The organism is Opitutia bacterium KCR 482, from assembly GCA_029269845.2.
Taxonomy (GTDB): domain Bacteria; phylum Verrucomicrobiota; class Verrucomicrobiia; order Opitutales; family Intestinicryptomonadaceae; genus Merdousia.
In genome coordinates this window covers 1,368,281-1,385,000 of record CP149973.1, presented here as the reverse complement: position 1 = coordinate 1,385,000, position 16,720 = coordinate 1,368,281, and the positions used below count along the sequence as shown (strand labels likewise).

The 16,720-nt window shown below is 54.4% G+C and carries 15 protein-coding genes (1 of these 15 only partly in view); 11 read left to right on the top strand and 4 right to left on the bottom strand.

Annotated features, from left to right (window positions below; genetic code table 11):
- Positions 1-1,670, bottom strand: partial view of an FAD-dependent oxidoreductase gene (locus P3B99_005745; protein WYJ06715.1) — the 5' portion only. It extends 262 nt beyond the left edge of the window; the window shows 1,670 of its 1,932 coding nt (coding positions 1-1,670); its start codon is at positions 1,668-1,670; its stop codon lies beyond the left edge, outside the window.
- 382 nt (positions 1,671-2,052) lie between these two features.
- Between P3B99_005745 and atpB the strand changes: the two genes are divergently transcribed.
- Genes atpB through atpC form a run of 8 tightly spaced genes read left to right on the top strand, consistent with a single transcriptional unit; the run spans position 2,053 to position 8,501 of the window.
- The gene (gene atpB / locus P3B99_005740; protein WYJ06714.1) at positions 2,053-2,991 is read left to right on the top strand and encodes a F0F1 ATP synthase subunit A; all 939 of its coding nucleotides are present in this window, start codon (positions 2,053-2,055) and stop codon (positions 2,989-2,991) included.
- A 24-nt stretch (positions 2,992-3,015) separates the two neighbouring features.
- Positions 3,016-3,246 carry an ATP synthase F0 subunit C gene (locus P3B99_005735; GenBank protein ID WYJ06713.1) on the top strand — a complete coding sequence of 77 codons (231 nt, stop codon included), beginning with the start codon at positions 3,016-3,018 and terminating at the stop codon, positions 3,244-3,246.
- Positions 3,247-3,261: 15 nt separating this feature from the next.
- Entirely contained in the window at positions 3,262-3,792 is a 531-nt protein-coding gene (gene atpF / locus P3B99_005730; GenBank protein ID WYJ06712.1) for a F0F1 ATP synthase subunit B, read from the top strand.
- Position 3,793: 1 nt separating this feature from the next.
- Entirely contained in the window at positions 3,794-4,174 is a 381-nt protein-coding gene (locus P3B99_005725) for a F0F1 ATP synthase subunit delta (GenBank protein ID WYJ06711.1), read from the top strand.
- 19 nt (positions 4,175-4,193) lie between these two features.
- The gene (atpA, locus tag P3B99_005720; protein WYJ06710.1) at positions 4,194-5,726 is read left to right on the top strand and encodes a F0F1 ATP synthase subunit alpha; all 1,533 of its coding nucleotides are present in this window, start codon (positions 4,194-4,196) and stop codon (positions 5,724-5,726) included.
- Positions 5,727-5,735: 9 nt separating this feature from the next.
- Complete coding sequence (gene atpG / locus P3B99_005715; protein ID WYJ06709.1) at positions 5,736-6,632, top strand: ATP synthase F1 subunit gamma; 897 nt, start codon at positions 5,736-5,738, stop codon at positions 6,630-6,632.
- Between the two features lie 19 nt (positions 6,633-6,651).
- Positions 6,652-8,079, top strand: a complete 1,428-nt coding sequence (atpD, locus tag P3B99_005710; protein ID WYJ06708.1) for a F0F1 ATP synthase subunit beta — start codon at positions 6,652-6,654, stop codon at positions 8,077-8,079.
- A 2-nt stretch (positions 8,080-8,081) separates the two neighbouring features.
- Positions 8,082-8,501 (top strand): ATP synthase F1 subunit epsilon, encoded by a 420-nt coding sequence (gene atpC, locus P3B99_005705; GenBank protein ID WYJ06707.1) that lies wholly within the window; start codon positions 8,082-8,084, stop codon positions 8,499-8,501.
- Between the two features lie 82 nt (positions 8,502-8,583).
- Here atpC and P3B99_005700 read toward each other — a convergent pair whose 3' ends face one another.
- From P3B99_005700 to P3B99_005690, 3 genes are all read right to left on the bottom strand, one after another.
- On the bottom strand, positions 8,584-9,510 hold the full coding sequence (locus P3B99_005700) for a hypothetical protein (protein ID WYJ06706.1): 927 nt from the start codon (positions 9,508-9,510) through the stop codon (positions 8,584-8,586).
- A gap of 116 nt (positions 9,511-9,626) precedes the next feature.
- Complete coding sequence (locus tag P3B99_005695; protein WYJ06705.1) at positions 9,627-10,055, bottom strand: Rrf2 family transcriptional regulator; 429 nt, start codon at positions 10,053-10,055, stop codon at positions 9,627-9,629.
- A 348-nt stretch (positions 10,056-10,403) separates the two neighbouring features.
- Positions 10,404-12,431, bottom strand: a complete 2,028-nt coding sequence (locus P3B99_005690) for a GreA/GreB family elongation factor (GenBank protein WYJ06704.1) — start codon at positions 12,429-12,431, stop codon at positions 10,404-10,406.
- Between the two features lie 224 nt (positions 12,432-12,655).
- On the opposite strand from P3B99_005690, the gene P3B99_005685 reads away from it, so the two are divergent.
- The 3 genes from P3B99_005685 to nuoF all read left to right on the top strand — a co-directional run bounded on the left by P3B99_005685 (position 12,656) and on the right by nuoF (position 16,718).
- On the top strand, positions 12,656-13,957 hold the full coding sequence (locus P3B99_005685; GenBank protein WYJ06703.1) for a transcription antitermination factor NusB: 1,302 nt from the start codon (positions 12,656-12,658) through the stop codon (positions 13,955-13,957).
- 450 nt (positions 13,958-14,407) lie between these two features.
- On the top strand, positions 14,408-14,860 hold the full coding sequence (gene nuoE / locus P3B99_005680; GenBank protein ID WYJ06702.1) for an NADH-quinone oxidoreductase subunit NuoE: 453 nt from the start codon (positions 14,408-14,410) through the stop codon (positions 14,858-14,860).
- 1 nt (position 14,861) lies between these two features.
- Positions 14,862-16,718 (top strand): NADH-quinone oxidoreductase subunit NuoF, encoded by a 1,857-nt coding sequence (gene nuoF / locus P3B99_005675; GenBank protein ID WYJ06701.1) that lies wholly within the window; start codon positions 14,862-14,864, stop codon positions 16,716-16,718.
- Positions 16,719-16,720 lie beyond the last annotated feature (2 nt).

Genomic DNA, 16,720 nt, shown 5'->3' with positions numbered 1-16,720 from the left:
TCCTCTTTCACGTTGCCGGAGAGGTTCGCAAACGCCGACGGAACGGAAACGCCGTCAAGCCCGCCCGCGCGGCGCATTTTTGCGGCGGTGCCGTCGCGCTCGAAATCGGCAACCCACTTGTCGATTGCCTCTATTTTCGCCCTTACGTTCGCCGCCCTGCCAGACGGCAGCAGACCCATGCGCTCGGCGTGGGCAAAAAGCCTGTACTCCGCGCTCGAATGGTTGAGAAGCAGGCGGTACTCGGCGCGGCTTGTGAACATGCGGTACGGCTCGGACGTTCCCTTCGAAACGAGGTCGTCGATAAGAACGCCGATGTAGCTTTCGTGCCGTTTGAGAATTAGCGGCTCTTTGCCGAAAACCTTGGCGGCGGCGTTCGCGCCCGCGACAAGCCCCTGCCCCGCCGCCTCCTCGTAGCCGCTCGTGCCGTTGATTTGCCCCGCGCAGAAAAGCCCCTCCACAATGCGCGACTCCAACGTCGGGCGGAGCTGCGTGGGCGGCGCGAAGTCGTACTCGACGGCGTAGGCGGGGCGAAGCATTTTTGCGCACTCCAAGCCGGGGATTGTCTTCAAAATTTCAAGCTGGACGTCGAGCGGCATCGACGTCGAAAGCCCGTTGATGTACCACTCGTCGGTAAAACGCCCCTCCGGTTCGAGGAAGAGCCTGTGCCCGTCCTTGTGGGCGAAACGAACGACCTTGTCTTCTATGCTCGGACAGTAGCGCGGCCCGATTCCCCTGATTTCGCCGCCGTACATCGCCGAGCGGCGGAGGTTTTTGCGGATAACCGACGCCGTGTCCAAATTGGTCGAAGTTTCGTAGCAGGCAAGCTGCTCGCGCCCGAAGCCGACAAAGCCCGCCCACGAAAGCGACTGTTCCACGCGGAACATTTTATCGTCCGCCGCTTCACCCGAAGAAAAGCCCGCGCGCGCGCCGAACGCGCGGCGTTCGGGCAGTTCGGAAACGTCGCGCGTGTCGTAAAAGCCGAAGAGGGTGGGGGGGCAGTCGCCGTGCTGGACGGCGCACTTCGAAAAATCTATCGACGAGCCGAGGATTCGCGCGGGAGTGCCCGTTTTCAGGCGTCCGATTTCTATTCCCGCCTCAGCCATGCTGTCGGAGAGCGTCTGCGCGGAAAAGTCGCCCATGCGTCCGCCGACGGTCTTCGACGAGCCGACGTGCATAAGCCCTTTGAGGAACGTGCCCGTGGTAAGAATTACCGTTTTGCCGAAAAACTCGACGCCGAGGTTGGTTTTGACGCCGCGGATAACGCCGCCCTCGACGTCAATCGCCGTGGCGACCGCCTGAAAGAGCGACAAATTCGGCGCGGACTCCAAAACCGACTTCATGCGGAACTGGTACGCCTTTTTGTCGCACTGGGCGCGGGGCGACTGCACCGCCGGGCCTTTCGACGAGTTGAGAACGCGGAACTGGATACCCGTCGCGTCGGCGTTGACCGCCATTTCGCCGCCGAGGGCGTCGATTTCGCGGACAATATGCCCCTTGGCAAGCCCGCCGATTGCGGGGTTGCAGCTCATCTGCGCGACGGTATCGGCGTTGCCCGTAAGCAGGAGGGTGTTCGCCCCCATGCGGGCGGCGGCGAGAGCCGCTTCGCAACCGGCGTGTCCCGCGCCGCACACAATGACGTCGTATGGCGATTCTTTACTTAAATTAAGCATTTTCGGAATTTTCGACGTTTTGGGCTTCGGCGCAAGAATTTTTTGCGCCGCGGAAGCGGCGCAAACGGAACAAGCAAGCGCCCTCGGCGGCGCCGCTCTATTATATAATAGAGCGAACCGCCCGCGCGGGAGCAAAAAATGTTCCATGTGGAACATTGCCGGCGCGGCAAGCCCGAGGAGGCGCGGGACGGCGGCGGACGAAAAGATTGAAGCGGGAACGCCGTCTTCGGAATCAAAGAAAGGCGGCTCGACAGACCCCCTCCACGCCCGAGTTTGCCGATAAAAAACAAAAAAAACCGAGATTCAGCAAGCTTGGGGCGGAAAAAAATGTTGACAATGTTCGCCCGTCGGCAAGTTTTATACCAATAAATATAGAGCGGATATGGGAAAAACAATAAAGATTTCCGTTATGGCTGTGTGCGCCGTCCTTTTCGGCACGACACCCGCTTTCGCCTCTTCAATAAAGGGCGAATACCTCTTCGACATCGGCGGCTTTCCCGTTACAAACTCAATGCTCACAACGTGGATTTTCACGCTCGTGATTATCGTTTTGTTCAGGCTTTTGATTCGCGGCGGGGCGAAAACCGTCCCGGGGTGCGGACAGCAAATAATAGAGAGCATGGTTGACGGGCTTCGCTCGATTTTCGAGCCGCTCATGGGCGAAAAGGCGTTCAAGGGCGCATTCCCGCTGCTCTTGGGTTTCTTTGCCTACATTCTCATCATGAATTGGAGCGGACTCCTCCCGGGGGTCGGCTCGATAGGCGAAGAGCAGATTGCGACAAACGCCGCGGCGCAGTCGGCGGAATATCTGGCGGACGGCTTCCGCGCGGTCGAGGGAGAGGCGGGCACGTTCAAGAAATTCGTGCCGTTTTTAAGACCCGCAAACACCGACCTCAACACGACACTTGCGCTGGCGATAATCTCGTTTTGCGCGTGGATATATTTTGTCGGCAAGTATGTGGGCGTCAAAGGGTTTTTGAAAGACACATTCGGCAACAAGGCGGACAAAAAGGAAATCGCCCTGCCGATTTACTTCTCGCTGTTTTTAGTATTTTTCGCGGTCGGCTGCATAGACGTAGTTTCGATTCTCATGAGGCTTCTTTCGCTCTCGTTCCGACTTTACGGAAACAATTTCGGCGGCGAAGTTCTGCTTGAAAACATGCACAACCTCGCGATAGGACTGCCGCGCTGGGCGTCGTGGCTGATTCCGATTCCGTTCTATCTGCTCGAAATGCTGATAGGGCTGATACAGGCTTTTCTCTTCTCACTGCTGACCGCCGTCTATATCGGACTGCTGACAGGGCAGGAGGAGGAACATTAAAACACCAAACAAAAGAAAAAGACAATGATGAACATATTGGCAGATGCGGTAAATCAAATGGGCTCGATAAGCGGCAGCATACAGGGCGCGCTCGGCTGCATGGGCGCGGCTCTCGGCGTAGCGCTGGTCGGCATGAAGTCGGTTGACGCGGTGGGCCGCAATCCGGGGGCGTTCGGTAAAATCATGGTTTTGGGCATTCTCGGAATGGCTCTGGCGGAAGCCGTTGCGTTCTACGCGCTCTTCCTCGGCAAATAAAAGGGACGTCGGAATATGTCCGCAATATTAGCGTCGGGCGGAAACCCGCTCGGTTTTCTGTCGCAGTTCGGGGTTGAGTGGCAGTTGCTGGTCAGCCAAGGGGTGTCGTTTGCGATTGTTGCGGCGGCGTTGTACAGGTTTGTATTCAAGCCGGTAATCGCCGCGTCGAACGAGCGCAAGGCGAAAATCGAGCAGGGCTTGAAAGACGCCGAAGACGCAAAACAGAAACTCGCCAAGGCGCAGTCGGAGGCCGACAAAAAAACGGCGGCGGCGACTGCCGAAGCCGCGGAAATCCTGAAATCGGCGCGCGACGACGCAAAGGAGACCGTCGAACGCGCCGCGCGCGAGGCGTCGGCAAAGGCGGCGGAAATCCGCGAGCGCAACGACGAACAGCTTGCCCGCGACAAAGTCCGCATGAAAGACGAATTGAAGTCGGAACTGTCGGAGCTTGTCGCCGAAGCAGCGGAGGCGGTCGTCGGCAAAATCCTCGACGACAAACAGCGCGCCGAACTTGCCAATCTTGCCGCAAAGGAGTTGAAGAAATAAGGTGAAAACACGCGCACTCGCAAAAATACTCGTAGAGGAATCGCTCGGAACGGACGGGAGGGTGGACTCCGCCCGCGTCTCGGCGGTTTGCGACTATGTAGAAGCGAACGTGCCCGAAGCCCGCAAAGTTCCGCTTTTGCGCACATACGCAACGCTGCTAAAACCCGCAATCGGGCGCGGCGAGGCGCTTGTGGAATCTTCGGGAGCGATTTCGGACGAAGCATTCGACGGCATAAAAAAATTTGTCGCCGAGCAGACGGGCAGGGCGGGAATCGTGTTCAGGAAAGTCGAAAACAGCGGCCTTTTGGGCGGGGTGCGAATCACCTGCGGCGACGACATTTGGGAGCGTTCGGTGAAGTCCGACCTCGAAAGCCTCCGATAACTTTAATTTACAAGAAAAGATGAATGAGATACTTAACGAGATAAGCTCGCGCATCGAGAAAATCGAGAGCCAAAACCGCAAGAGCAACGTCGGCAAGATTGTCGCAATCGCCGACGGCGTGGCGCGTCTGGACGGTCTGAGCGAAGCCATGTACAACGAAATGATAAGCTTCAAGGACGGCATTTTCGGAATCGCGCTCAACTTGGGCGAAGACGAAGTGGGCTGCGTCATGCTCGGCGACGCGTCGAACCTCAACGAGGGCGACGAGGGGAGAACCACGGGCAAACTGCTCAGCGTGCCCGTCGGCAAGTCTCTGTTGGGCAGAGTCGTGGACGTTCTCGGACGCCCGATTGACGGCAAGGGGGACATCGCAAGCTCCGAATTCTACCCCGTGGAGAAAATCGCCCCCGGAATTCTCCCGCGCCGCTCGGTCAACCAGCCGCTCCAAACGGGCATTCTCGAAGTGGACGCAATGATTCCCGTCGGACGCGGACAGCGCGAACTCATCATCGGCGACCGTTGCACGGGCAAAACGTCAATCGCGCTCGATACAATCATAAATCAGGCGCGGATAAACAGGGAGGGGCTTGCGTCGGGAGACCCCGATTTCCGCCCCGTCTATTCGATTTACGTGGCAATCGGGCAGAAAAACGCAAACATCGCGCGCACCATACAGCTTCTCGAAAAGCACGGCGCGATGGAGTACACGATTATCGTTGCGGCAAGCGCGTCGGAAAACGCCGCAAATCTCTACATTGCGCCGTATTCGGGCTGCGCCATGGGCGAATGGTTCATGCAAAACGGCATGGACGCGCTCGTTGTGTACGACGACCTTTCGAAACACGCGGCGGCATACCGCCAAGTTTCGCTTCTGCTTAAACGCCCGTCGGGGCGCGAAGCCTACCCCGGCGACGTCTTCTACCTGCATTCGAGACTTCTCGAACGCTCGGCGCGTCTTAACGAGCAAAACGGCAACGGCTCGCTCACCGCGCTTCCCATCATCGAAACGCAGCAGGGCGACGTCAGCGCGTACATTCCCACAAACGTAATTTCGATTACGGACGGCCAGATATTCCTTGAAACCGACCTTTTCAACCAGGGCGTCCGCCCCGCAATTTCGGTCGGCATCTCGGTGTCGCGCGTGGGTTCGTCGGCGCAGATGAAGGCTTTTAAGCAGGTCGCGGGCAAGCTCAAAGGCGAATACGCGCAGTACAAAGAACTTGCGGCGTTCGCGCAGTTCGGCTCGGACCTCGACGCCCGCACAAAGGCGATAATAGACAAGGGCGACAGGCTCGTCGAAATCCTCAAACAGAAAAACAACTCGCCGAAGCCCGTCGAAATTGAAATCGCGGTGCTCTGGGCTTTGCAGAACGGATATTTCGACTCAATCGATGTAAAGAAAATCTCCGACGCCGAAACGAGCCTCGAAAATTTCGCCGCGACGCGCGGCAAAGACACGGTCGCGAAAATCGCGAAGGAAAAGATAATTTCCGACGCCCTCGCCGCCGAACTTAAAGCCATGTGCGACGACTGGCGCAAAACATTCGCGTAAAGGCACGCCATGAAAGGAATGAGGGAAATCAGAAACCGCATTAAAGCGGTGAAGGGGACGGGACAGATTACCCACGCCATGGAGCTTGTCGCCGCCTCCAAAATGCGCAGGGCGCAGCAGGCCGCCGAAAACGGCCGCGCCTACGCAACGCTTCTGATGGACATGACCGAAACCGTAATAAAGCAAATCGGCTCGGTTTTGGACGGAAACAACCCCGACAAGAACCGCACAAAACGCCTTATCATCGTTTTCTCGACCGACAAGGGGCTTTGCGGCGCGCTCAACACAAACCTCTTCAAAACAATTCTCGAACTCGGCGGCGACGCCGAATACATTGCTGTGGGCAACCGCGCGGCGCGGTTCATTGCCCGAATCGGCAAGCCGCTGAAAGCGCAGTTTTCGATTAGCGACCACGTTAAATTCTCGGAGGTCAGGAAAATCGCGGAGTTTGCAATGAAACTCGCGAAAGAGCAGGGCGACATCGGCTCGCTCGAAGTGCTGTATCCGCTCTACATCAACACGCTCAAACAGGAGCCGACTCTGGTGAAAATCGCGCCCGTCGACAATATAGACGACTTCGTGAAGAGGCTCAGAAAGAGCTACAAGCTCGACACCGCCGAAAAGGCGGAGGACTCGCGCGAAATCCTTTTCGAGCCGTCGCCGAAAGCCATTCTGGACGAGCTTCCGCAGTACTACATAAAGCAGGCGCTCTTCCACATGGCGTTGGACGCAAAGGCGTCGGAGCACTCGGCGCGAATGGTCGCGATGAAGTCGGCAAGCGACAACGCCGACGCGCTCGTGCACTCGCTCACCATTGAGTACAACAAGGCGAGACAGGAGGCCATTACGACGGAAATTCTCGAACTCGCCTCCGCCGCGCAGGCTATGGAAAACAACAACGGGTAAAATTTAAAACAAGGCAAAAATGACAATCGGCACAATCACACAAGTCATAGGCGCAGTCGTTGACGTAAAGTTCCCGACGGACGCCATTCCGCAAATTTACAACGCTTTGAAAGCCGAAATCGAAGTCGGCGGAAAGAAGTCGGAAATCGTGCTCGAAGTCCAGCAGCAGCTGGGCGGGGGCGTCGTGAGGACGGTCGCGATGACCTCCACCGAAGGTCTCAAACGCGGCGGCAAGGCAGCGGACACGGGAGCTCCGATTAGCGTTCCCGTTGGCTCGTGCACGCTCGGCAGAATTTTCAACGTCACGGGCGACGCCGTAGACGAAAAGGGCGCGGTTTCCGCAAAGGAACGCCTGCCCATTCACCGCAAAGCACCGCCGCTTACCGAGCAGAGCACGCGGGCGGAAATCCTCGAAACGGGCATAAAGCCAATCGACCTCATCTGCCCCTTCCTCAAAGGCGGCAAGGTTGGCGCGTTCGGCGGCGCGGGCGTCGGCAAGACCGTCGTCATCATGGAGCTTATCCACAACATCGCAAAGGCGCACGGGGGGTTCTCGGTATTCGCGGGCGTCGGAGAACGTTCGAGAGAGGGCAACGACCTCTACCACGAAATGGTAGAGTCGGGCGTCATCAACGAAAAAGAGCCGGAAAAGTCGAAAGTTTCGCTCGTTTACGGGCAGATGAACGAACCTCCGGGAGCGCGTATGCGCGTGGCGCTCACCGCCCTTACCATGGCGGAATATTTCCGCGACGGCGAAGGGCAGGACGTTCTTCTGTTTATCGACAACATTTTCAGATTCTCGCAGGCGGGAAGCGAAGTCAGCGCATTGCTCGGACGCTCGCCGTCGGCGGTCGGCTACCAGCCGACCCTCGCGCAGGAAATGGGCGAGTTGCAGGAGCGCATTACCTCCACTAAAAAAGGCTCTATTACGTCGTTCCAAGCCGTCTACGTTCCCGCGGACGACCTCACCGACCCCGCGCCCGCAAACACCTTCGCGCACCTCGACTCGACAATCGTTCTCGACCGCTCGATTGCCGCATTGGGTATTTACCCCGCAATCGACCCGCTTGCGTCGAACTCCAACGCGCTTTCGCCCGACATCGTCGGCGAAGAGCATTTCAGGGTTGCGCGCGGAGTCCAGCAGATACTCCAAAAGTACAAGGACTTGCAGGACATCATCGCAATTTTGGGCATCGACGAGCTTTCCGACGAAGACAAGCTTGTGGTATCGCGCGCAAGAAAGGTGCAGAAGTTCCTTTCCGCGCCGATGTTCGTTTCGGAAGTGTTCAACGGCGTCCCCGGTGTTTACGTTCCCGTTTCGGAAACGGTGCGCGGCTTCGGCATGATTCTCGACGGCAAGCTCGACCATGTGAACGAAAACGATTTCTTTCTCAAAGGAACTATCGACGACGTTCTCGCCGCCGCCGAAAAGAACAGGGGCAAATAGAAATGGCACTCGCGCTGGAAATAATAACTCCCGACGGCGTTGTCTGGCACAACGACAACGTAGAGTCTATTACGCTGCCCACGACAAGCGGCGAAATCCAGATTCTGGCTGGGCACATTCCGCTCATTACAATGCTCGAAGCGGGCGGCGTCGGCGCGGTCATAAACGGGCGCGAGGAAGACATAGCAATCGACAGGGGTTATGCGCGGATAATGGGCGACACTGTCTCCGTTCTCACCGAGGCAGCCGTAGATGTCGAGCATCTCGACATGGGCGACATCGAAAAGGCGAGGGCGCAGGCGTTGAAGGCGGTCGAAGACGCCAAGAAAAACAGGGTTGTCGACGACGACGAAATGGAGCGGCTTGAAGCCGTTGCGCGTTTTGCAATCGCCCAAATGCTTGCGAAGGCAAAGCACAAGTAGCTTTGCAAAAAAGCAAAAACCGCAGTTAAAAAACTGCGGTTTTTTTTGTGTCCGCCCGACGGCGGCGAAGCTTGATTTTTTCCTATTTGGAGATTTCCAGAACGAGGTCGTTTTCCGTTTTGGAGTCTTTGCCGAACGCGCCCAAGTAGACCTTGCCCGTGCGTTTGCCCACTTTGAAAGTGTCGCCGAGCTTCACTTCCGCTCCGTTTACTACCACGCTGCGCGGCGCGGTAATGCCCGAACGCTTGTCCGCGAATTCGATAAGACCGTATTTGCCGCTTTTGACTTTGTCGGAAACGTCCACTTCTATATCGCATTTCGCGAACTGCGCGCGGCGGTTGAAGAGCGCGTGCGGAACTTTTCCGTCCTTTTCCTTGAATGTCCACTTAAAGAACCACTGGTCGTTTTCGTCGGCGATGATTGAGTCTATCATTGCGCCGCCGCCGAACTGCATGTCGCTTGCGCCTTCGAGCAAAACCTCCACGCCCGCCCTGATTGCGTTTTTGATAATCGGGTTTGCGGGAATTGTGCAAATGAAGTCGCCCTTAATGTTGAATTTTGTGTCGGAAAGCGAAAGGTGCGCCTTGCCCGCGCTCTTTGCCTCCGTCCAGAATGTTACTTCGTACGAGCCGCCCTCAACCGAACAGCGTTCCCATTTCTGTTTTGTCATGCCGGCGTTATAGCACGCTATGGAAATCCCTATTCTGCGTTTTACCTTGAAGTTTCTTCCCTTGGCGATGCTTGTCGAGCCGTCGCCCGTATGGAAAGTCCCCACGTTATAGTTGCCGTCTATTTCAAAATTCCAGTTTCCGGGGCGCACTGTGACGGAGTCCGCAGGCCCCGGCTTGCCTTTCAGCGGTTCGGTTTTGAAGTTTACGTTGTTGCCCCAAATGCAATTCGACCACTTTACATTCCTGTTTGCGGCGTCGTATTCGCCGCAGTAGAATTGCATCGACATTGCCGAAATCGCCGCGGATAAAATGGAGAGGGTAAAAAACGATTTTTTCATAATTTTTATAATTTACACGAGGCGGCGGGAGTATTTGCCGCTTCAATTAATTGATTATTTTTCGCGACCCGCTAAAAGTCAAACAATAAAATTCTTCGACCGTCGCGTCCGAAAACCTATTTTTTCCGACAGTCGCTATCCCGCAAATCCCCGACTGTCGTGTTATTGAAGTGTTCGAAGAACTTTTTATTCAGGTCGCAAATCAATGTGCCGAAAACGCATTTACGTTTATCGCAGTGCGGCGAAGTTTCATATATGCACCCGTTATTAAACGGAAACGGCTCGAAGAGCAAATAGACGTCGATTAGTTTGCGTTTTTCCTGCTCCGCCGAAAGGTAGAATCCGCCCCCAGGGCCTTTTGACGCGCTCAGTGCGCCGCCCACCACGAGCCTCCTCAAAACCTTTGACAGGTGGTTTGCCGACATTCCCGTGCGCGCCGCTATCTCTTTCGATGTGAGTGTGCCGCCCCCCTCGCGGGCGAGCATTTTCAATGCGTGCAGTGCCAACGACACTGACTCCGGTATATTTAAAAGTCTTCCGTCCATTTAAAAACAGTATTAAAGTACTACATTTACCACATTTCAAGTCTCAAATGCAGGCTGGGCGCAAGGTGCGGGCGCAAGGTGCGCCGGTCGTCGGAGCTTCGCTCCTTATAGTTTTTATGCGGCGCGGGTATACCTGCGCCTTTTCCCGATAAGTTCGTATTGGCTTTGCCAATTACTTGCGGCGTTAGAATTGTTCATCGTAAAAAAGAAACTTTTTGAAAACAATCGAGTTTTTCGCGGAAAACAAAAAGCGGAAAGTCCGCTTGGGGAATTTCCGCTTTTATTTGTTTCAAGCCGCCTTGAAAAGTTTTTCCGAAGTCTCTTTTTTCGGTGGTATAAAGCTTTGATTTACTTGGAATCGGCGTAGCGCGAAACCTTTTCGATAGTCCACTTTGTGATGTGGCCGTTGATGTTCGTTTCCACCGTTTCGCCTTCCTTGTGGTCGAGAAGAGCCTGCGCCAAGGGTGTCTGGTAGGAGAAGATGTTCTTTTCCGTGTTGCTGTCCCACGCGCCCATGATGGAGCATGTGAGCTTTTCGCCCTTGTCCGATTTGAGGGAGACGATTGAACCGATACCAACCTTGTCTGCGGGAGTCGTGTTGAAGTCGAAAACCGTTGCGCTCGAAATGTCGCGTTCGAGTTGCGCGCGGCGGGCGCAGAGCAGTTCGTCGTGTTCTCTCGCCATTTTGTATTCGGAGTTTTCGCGCAAGTCGCCGAGTTCTCTCGCCGCCTCGATTGCGATTTTGCTTGCGGGCAGCTGGTTCTTGACGATGTCTTCCAACTCTTCGCGGCGCGCCGCCAAGCTCCATTCCGAAACGAGCACTCTGTGGTCCTGAGTGTCCGACTTCGACGCCACAAGCGACTGCACCGACGGGAACTTCTTGATGAAACGCGCAAGAATCGATTTCTTTGTAAGTTCTTCGAAACCCTGGTTGAGCAAGAGCGTCTGCGCTAGGTCTCGCGCGGTTTCCGCCGTGGATTTGTCGAGCAGGTCGCCAACAAGTTCCCTGTCAACGTCAAGCTCTTCCGCGAGCGGGATTTTCGCCGTGGTCACAACCGTGTCGCGCTGCAACGCGCAATCGTCTACCGCCGCAAGGAGTGCGCTGAAAAGATCCTCTCCAATGAGGTCTTCGAGCATGTCCTTGTATTTGGGCTCGTTGCGGTTTTTTACAATCCAGAGGATAACGGGGCCGTGCAGTGTCTGTTCGGAAAGCCATTTTTCAAGGTATTCCTTGATGAGCTTTCTCGACGGGCCGCGGCCGTCGTCGGCGATTAGCGCGTCCTTTACATAGTGCGATTTTTTGTTGTCGTCCCATGAAAGGAGGAAGTCTATGCATTCTTTTGTCAGGCGGCCGTCGCTGTATTTGAGGAGGTCGAGAATGCGTTCGCGCCAGTCTTCCGTGTAGATTCGCGTAAGAAGGTCGAGGAATCTTTCGATGTACGACGTCGGCAGGTTTTTCGCCAGATTGTTGAGGCCGTCCTTCGGGTCTTTCGCTACCGCTTTGAGGATAATCTGTTTGCTCTGCGGCGCGATTTCGTCAACCTTGGCTTCGTCGCCTTCGTAGAGGTAGCGGATAAGGTTGTTTCTAACCCAAATGCCGTGGAGACAGTCTGCGTCGTTGAGGGTTTTGGAGCTGTCCATAGCCTTTTTAATTGCCTCGGTAAGCTCCTCCTTGATTTTTTCGAGCGAGGATTTGATTTCCTCAACGCCTTCGCCCGTCGCCGTTTTGTAGAGTTTTTCCGCAAGAAGGATTTTCTTCTTGGGTTCGCGATTGAGGAAGTATTCGCGCAGAACTTCCTGTTCGGGCTTCATTGCCTCTTCCTCTTCGCGGATAACGTAGGATTCGTTCTTTGTTTTGGGGCAAGCAACGCGGGGGTTGCGGAAGAGCGATTCCTTTGCCTTGTTCCACCACGCGCGGTATTTCTTTTCCGCCTCCTTGTTAGCCTTGTCGAAATCGGCCTGCGGAATGTTGCGCGCATTGATGGGCATGTAGCCGAAAAGCTGTTTAAATACCCTTTCAAGCTCTATTTGGCTCGCGCTCTGGTCGGACTTCGACTCTATGTATTTTACGACGAACGCGCCGCCGTCTTTCATTTCCTCTTCGAGGTTCGCCTTGTCGGTGCGGTAGCGGACAAGGAGATTGTCGGGCTGGAGGATTTCGAGCTTGTCTACGCAGAACGCGGGGTCCATTGCGTGGGCGGGTTTGCCTTCGAAATCTATAATGAGTCTGTTCGCCGCGGCGTCGTACGATTTAATCTGGCCGAAGCCCCAGCTGCCGTGCATGCAATACGCGCCGTCTTTCATTGCTTCGAGCGCTTCGCGCTTGTTGCGCAATTTAGGATTCTTTACAAGCTTTTCGATAGATTCCGGATTCATTTTATATTTCCATTTAATTAAATTTTGCGCGCGCGGATTTTAAGTTTGTCCGTTCTGCGCATTAATATTTAAATACACAATGTGGCGCAAAAACCGGGTTTGTCAAATTATCTTTGCTTCTTTTTTGTTAATAAGTTGCGTATTTTTTTAAGGTAATTCTTGACTTTTTTCGCGGGTAAATTATTCTGCGCGCCGAACAATTTCAAGCGCAACAGGCAAAACCAATGGAAAAGGAAAAAAGTGCGGATTTAAAATCGGCGGTTGTCGATATTATCAGAATGGCGGAATCTACGTCGGCGAAGTTCGATGTCGTAATGTACGAGTATTTCGCAACTTGCAAGTGTCCGCACAGGGGCGCGGTAGAGGCGGTGGTTCTCCACTGGCTGCGGAACAAGACTCTGATAGAGTCGGCAATTTTGGCGGCGTGCAGAAAGCGCCCCAAAAACGCGGTGTTCGCCGTTCTAAAAGGCGCGGCCGCCGAGGCGATGTCGGCCGAAAGCGGAAAATACGCGCAGACAATCCACAGCTGGGTTGAGTTTTCAAAGCGCAAGCTCTCAAAAAACGAAAGCTCTTTCATCAACGCCGTTTTGAGAAAGCTCGAAACAAACATCGCAACTCTCGAATCTGGCGGCGACGGCGCGGAGCATCTCTCTATAAAATACAGCCACCCGAAATGGCTCGTTGAAAAATGGCTCGGCGAATTCGGGAGCGACACAACGCTTCGCATTTTGGAATCCAACCAAAGGCCGTCGGACGTTTTTTTCAGAAAGTCGCCCGACCCGAAAGCGGACGCCGCGTTCGTTCCTTTCGAAAAATTTTTCGAAAAAACGGAATACGAAAATTTCTTCAAGCTGAAAAGCGGGCACTGGCGCGACGCAAAGCGTCTGCTCGAAACTCCGTACTTTTATGTACAGGACCCATCGACGTTTTTTGCGCCGTCGCAGTTCGCCCCGAAAGACGGCGACTTCCTCGACCTCTGCGCCGCTCCGGGGGGAAAGTCCCGCGCGATTGCCGACATATGTTTTGCGAATTCCGCCGACGTAAAAAAGTGCTCGCTCGTGAGCGTTGACGTTCCCGAACGAACCGCGCCGCTCGTCGAGAACATGCAAAAAGTCGGTTTCATGAAAACCGTTGTTTTGGAATGCGACATTTTGAAAGACGACTTGCAAAAGAAGCTATCCGAGCGGAATCTTTCGACTTCGTTCGACGGCGTTTTTGTAGACGCTCCGTGTTCGAATACAGGCGTTTTGAGGCGCAGGCCCGACGCCCGATACAGGCTAAATTCCGAAGATATTTCAAACTGCGCAAAAAAACAGGGCGAAATTTTGGAAGTTGCAAAGAACTTTGTAAAAGCGGGCGGAAAGCTTGAATATTCCACATGCTCAATCGAGCGCGAGGAAAACGACTGCGTTGTGGAAAAATTCCTTGCAGCAAACAAAAATTTCGCCCTTAAAGAAAATAGGATTCTGCTTCCAGACGCCCAAAATGACGGCGCGGGCTTTGCGCTCTTTGAAAGGCTCTTTTAGGTTTCGGATAATATTAAGTTAAATTTAAATTAAAAAATACTCCGTATTCTTATTCGGTGTAAAAAAGTGCAATAACTTTGCAGCTTTTTGAAAATAAGAATATTGCGGATATTTTTAATGTTCATAACTGTTTACCGGTTTGTTGAAAAATGCGGGTTATTTACATCTTTACAATCCATCTACAATGTCTAAACCGAATTTTTACAATTTATAAACACGTTGTTGACACCGCATTTGCGCGGCAAAAAAAAAGCGGGCGCGGCATGGCGTAAAATATTCGCTCCAAAGGTACTCAATCGATTGAATTTTGTTTTTTTAAGAAAAAAAGACGAAAGTGTTTGCCAAAACGGGGAAAATTTTGAAATAATTTAAAAAGGCGGCGTTTCATTGCGGACTGAAAACGCCCCAAAACCTGCCGAAGCTTTGCCGCTCGGTCAAAGGACAGCTTTTATGATTAGCAAGAAGAACGAAGAAATACTGAAAAAATATACGCCGCGACGCGAGAATCTCGTCACGGCGTTTCAGGACATTCAGGAAAGGGACGGATACGTTTCGGAGGAGGCTCTCGCCGACACCGCCGAATACTTTTCCGTATCGAAAGCCGACGCCTATTCGGTAGTCAGCTTTTACGCGCAATTCAAATTCAAAAAACCCGGCAAGCACACAATAAAAGTGTGCAAGGGCACGGCATGCCACGTAAGAGGCTCCGGAACGCTTCTTGCCGCCTTGGAGGAAAGGCTCGGAATCAAGGAGGGCGAAACAACCCCCGACGGACTCATAAGCCTCGAAAGAGTGGCATGTCTTGGAGCGTGCGCCCTCGCGCCAGCGATGGTTGTGGACGACAAAGTCCACGCGAGGATAAGCCTCGGACAACTCGAAAAAATTTTGGAAGGATTGCGCTGACATGGAAATTTTGAAATCCCAAAGGGAGTCCGCAAAAAAGCGGTGGAGCGAATTTTTCGAGTCCGACAAACCCCGCATTTTGGTGGGAGCGGCAACTTGCGGCAGAGCCGCGGGCGCGCTCGACGTAATGGAGGAGTTCAAAAAAGAGCTTTCCGCTGCGGGAATTTCGGACAAGGTTGAACTCGTCGAAACGGGGTGCTTGGGGCTTTGCTATGCCGAGCCGCTCGTGGAAATCAGGGCTTGCGGAACGCCGTCGGTTCTGTATTCGAACGTGTCGCCCAAAGACGTCGCAAAGCTTGTAAAAGAGCACGTTGTGGGGGGAAATGCGGTGCGCGAAAAGGCTGAGGCAGTGATGTCCGACGCCGAATACGACGGCATAGTTCCGTTTAAAAAGCACCCGATGGTGGAGCTTCAAAAGCGCGTCGTTTTGCGTAATTGCGGCGTGATAAACCCCGACGATTTCTGGCACTATCTCGCCCGCGGCGGATACGAAGGGCTTGAACGCGCGTTTTCGATGTCGCCCGAAGACGTCATCGAGGAGATGAAAAAGAGCGGACTGCGCGGCAGGGGCGGCGCGGGCTTCCCGACGGGAATGAAGTGGAGCTTCGCCCGCGCGTCGAAGTCGGACGAAAAATACATAATCTGCAACGCCGACGAGGGCGACCCTGGCGCATTCATGGACCGCTCCGTTCTCGAAGGCGACCCCCACGCAATCGTGGAGGGGCTTATGATTGCGGGCTACGCAATCGGCGCGCAACACGCCTACATTTACGTTAGAAGTGAATATCCGCTTGCAATCGAACGCTTGAAAACAGCAATAAAACAGGCGGAGGAGGCGGGGCTTTTGCGCAAAAAGCTCGAAAACGGCTTCGAGTTCGAAATAAAAATAAAAAAAGGTTCTGGCGCGTTTGTCTGCGGCGAGGAAACATCGCTCATGGCGAGCATAGAGGGCGTCCGCGCAATGCCGCGCCCAAAGCCGCCGTTCCCCGCAAACAGCGGACTTTTCAAAAAACCCACCAACATCAACAACGTCGAAACGCTCGCCGCGACAAGCTCCATAATGAGAATGGGCGCGGACAAATACGCGGCGTTCGGCTCCGAAAAGAGCAGGGGAACAAAGACGTTCTCGCTCGCGGGGAAAATCAAGCGCACTGGGCTTATTGAAGTGGAGCTTGGCATAAAGCTCGGCGACATCGTAAACAAAATCGGCGGCGGCTGTACCGACGGCAAAAACTTCAAAGCCGTGCAGACGGGCGGTCCGTCGGGCGGCTGTCTTACAAAAGAGCACTTCGGCCTGCCCGTAGACTACGAAAACCTTGCCGCGGTAGGCTCGATAATCGGTTCGGGCGGCATGGTCGTAATGAACGAAGACTCGTGCATGGTCGAAGTCGCAAAATACTTCGTCAACTTCACCGAAAACGAATCGTGCGGAAAATGCGTTCCGTGCAGAATGGGAACGCAGCACCTCCACCGCATTCTCGAAAAAATAACGTCGGGACACGGCGAAGAGGGCGACATCGAACGCCTCAAAAAAATCGCGCAGACAATGAAAGAGTCGTCGCTGTGCGGCTTGGGTCAAACCGCGCCGAACCCGATTCTCACAACTCTGCGCTACTTCGGCGACGAGTACAAGGCGCACATAGAGGAAAAAAAGTGCCCCGCGCTTGCGTGCTCGAAACTCGTGGTCTACGCTGTCGAGCGGGACAAATGCAAAGGCTGTACGCTGTGCGAACGCGCCTGCCCCACGGGCGCGATTTCGGGCGGGCTTAAAAAGCCGCATTCAATAGACGCGTCCAAGTGCATTTCTTGCGGGGCGTGCTTCCAGACATGCAAATTCGGGGCAATCACAAGGCGATAATT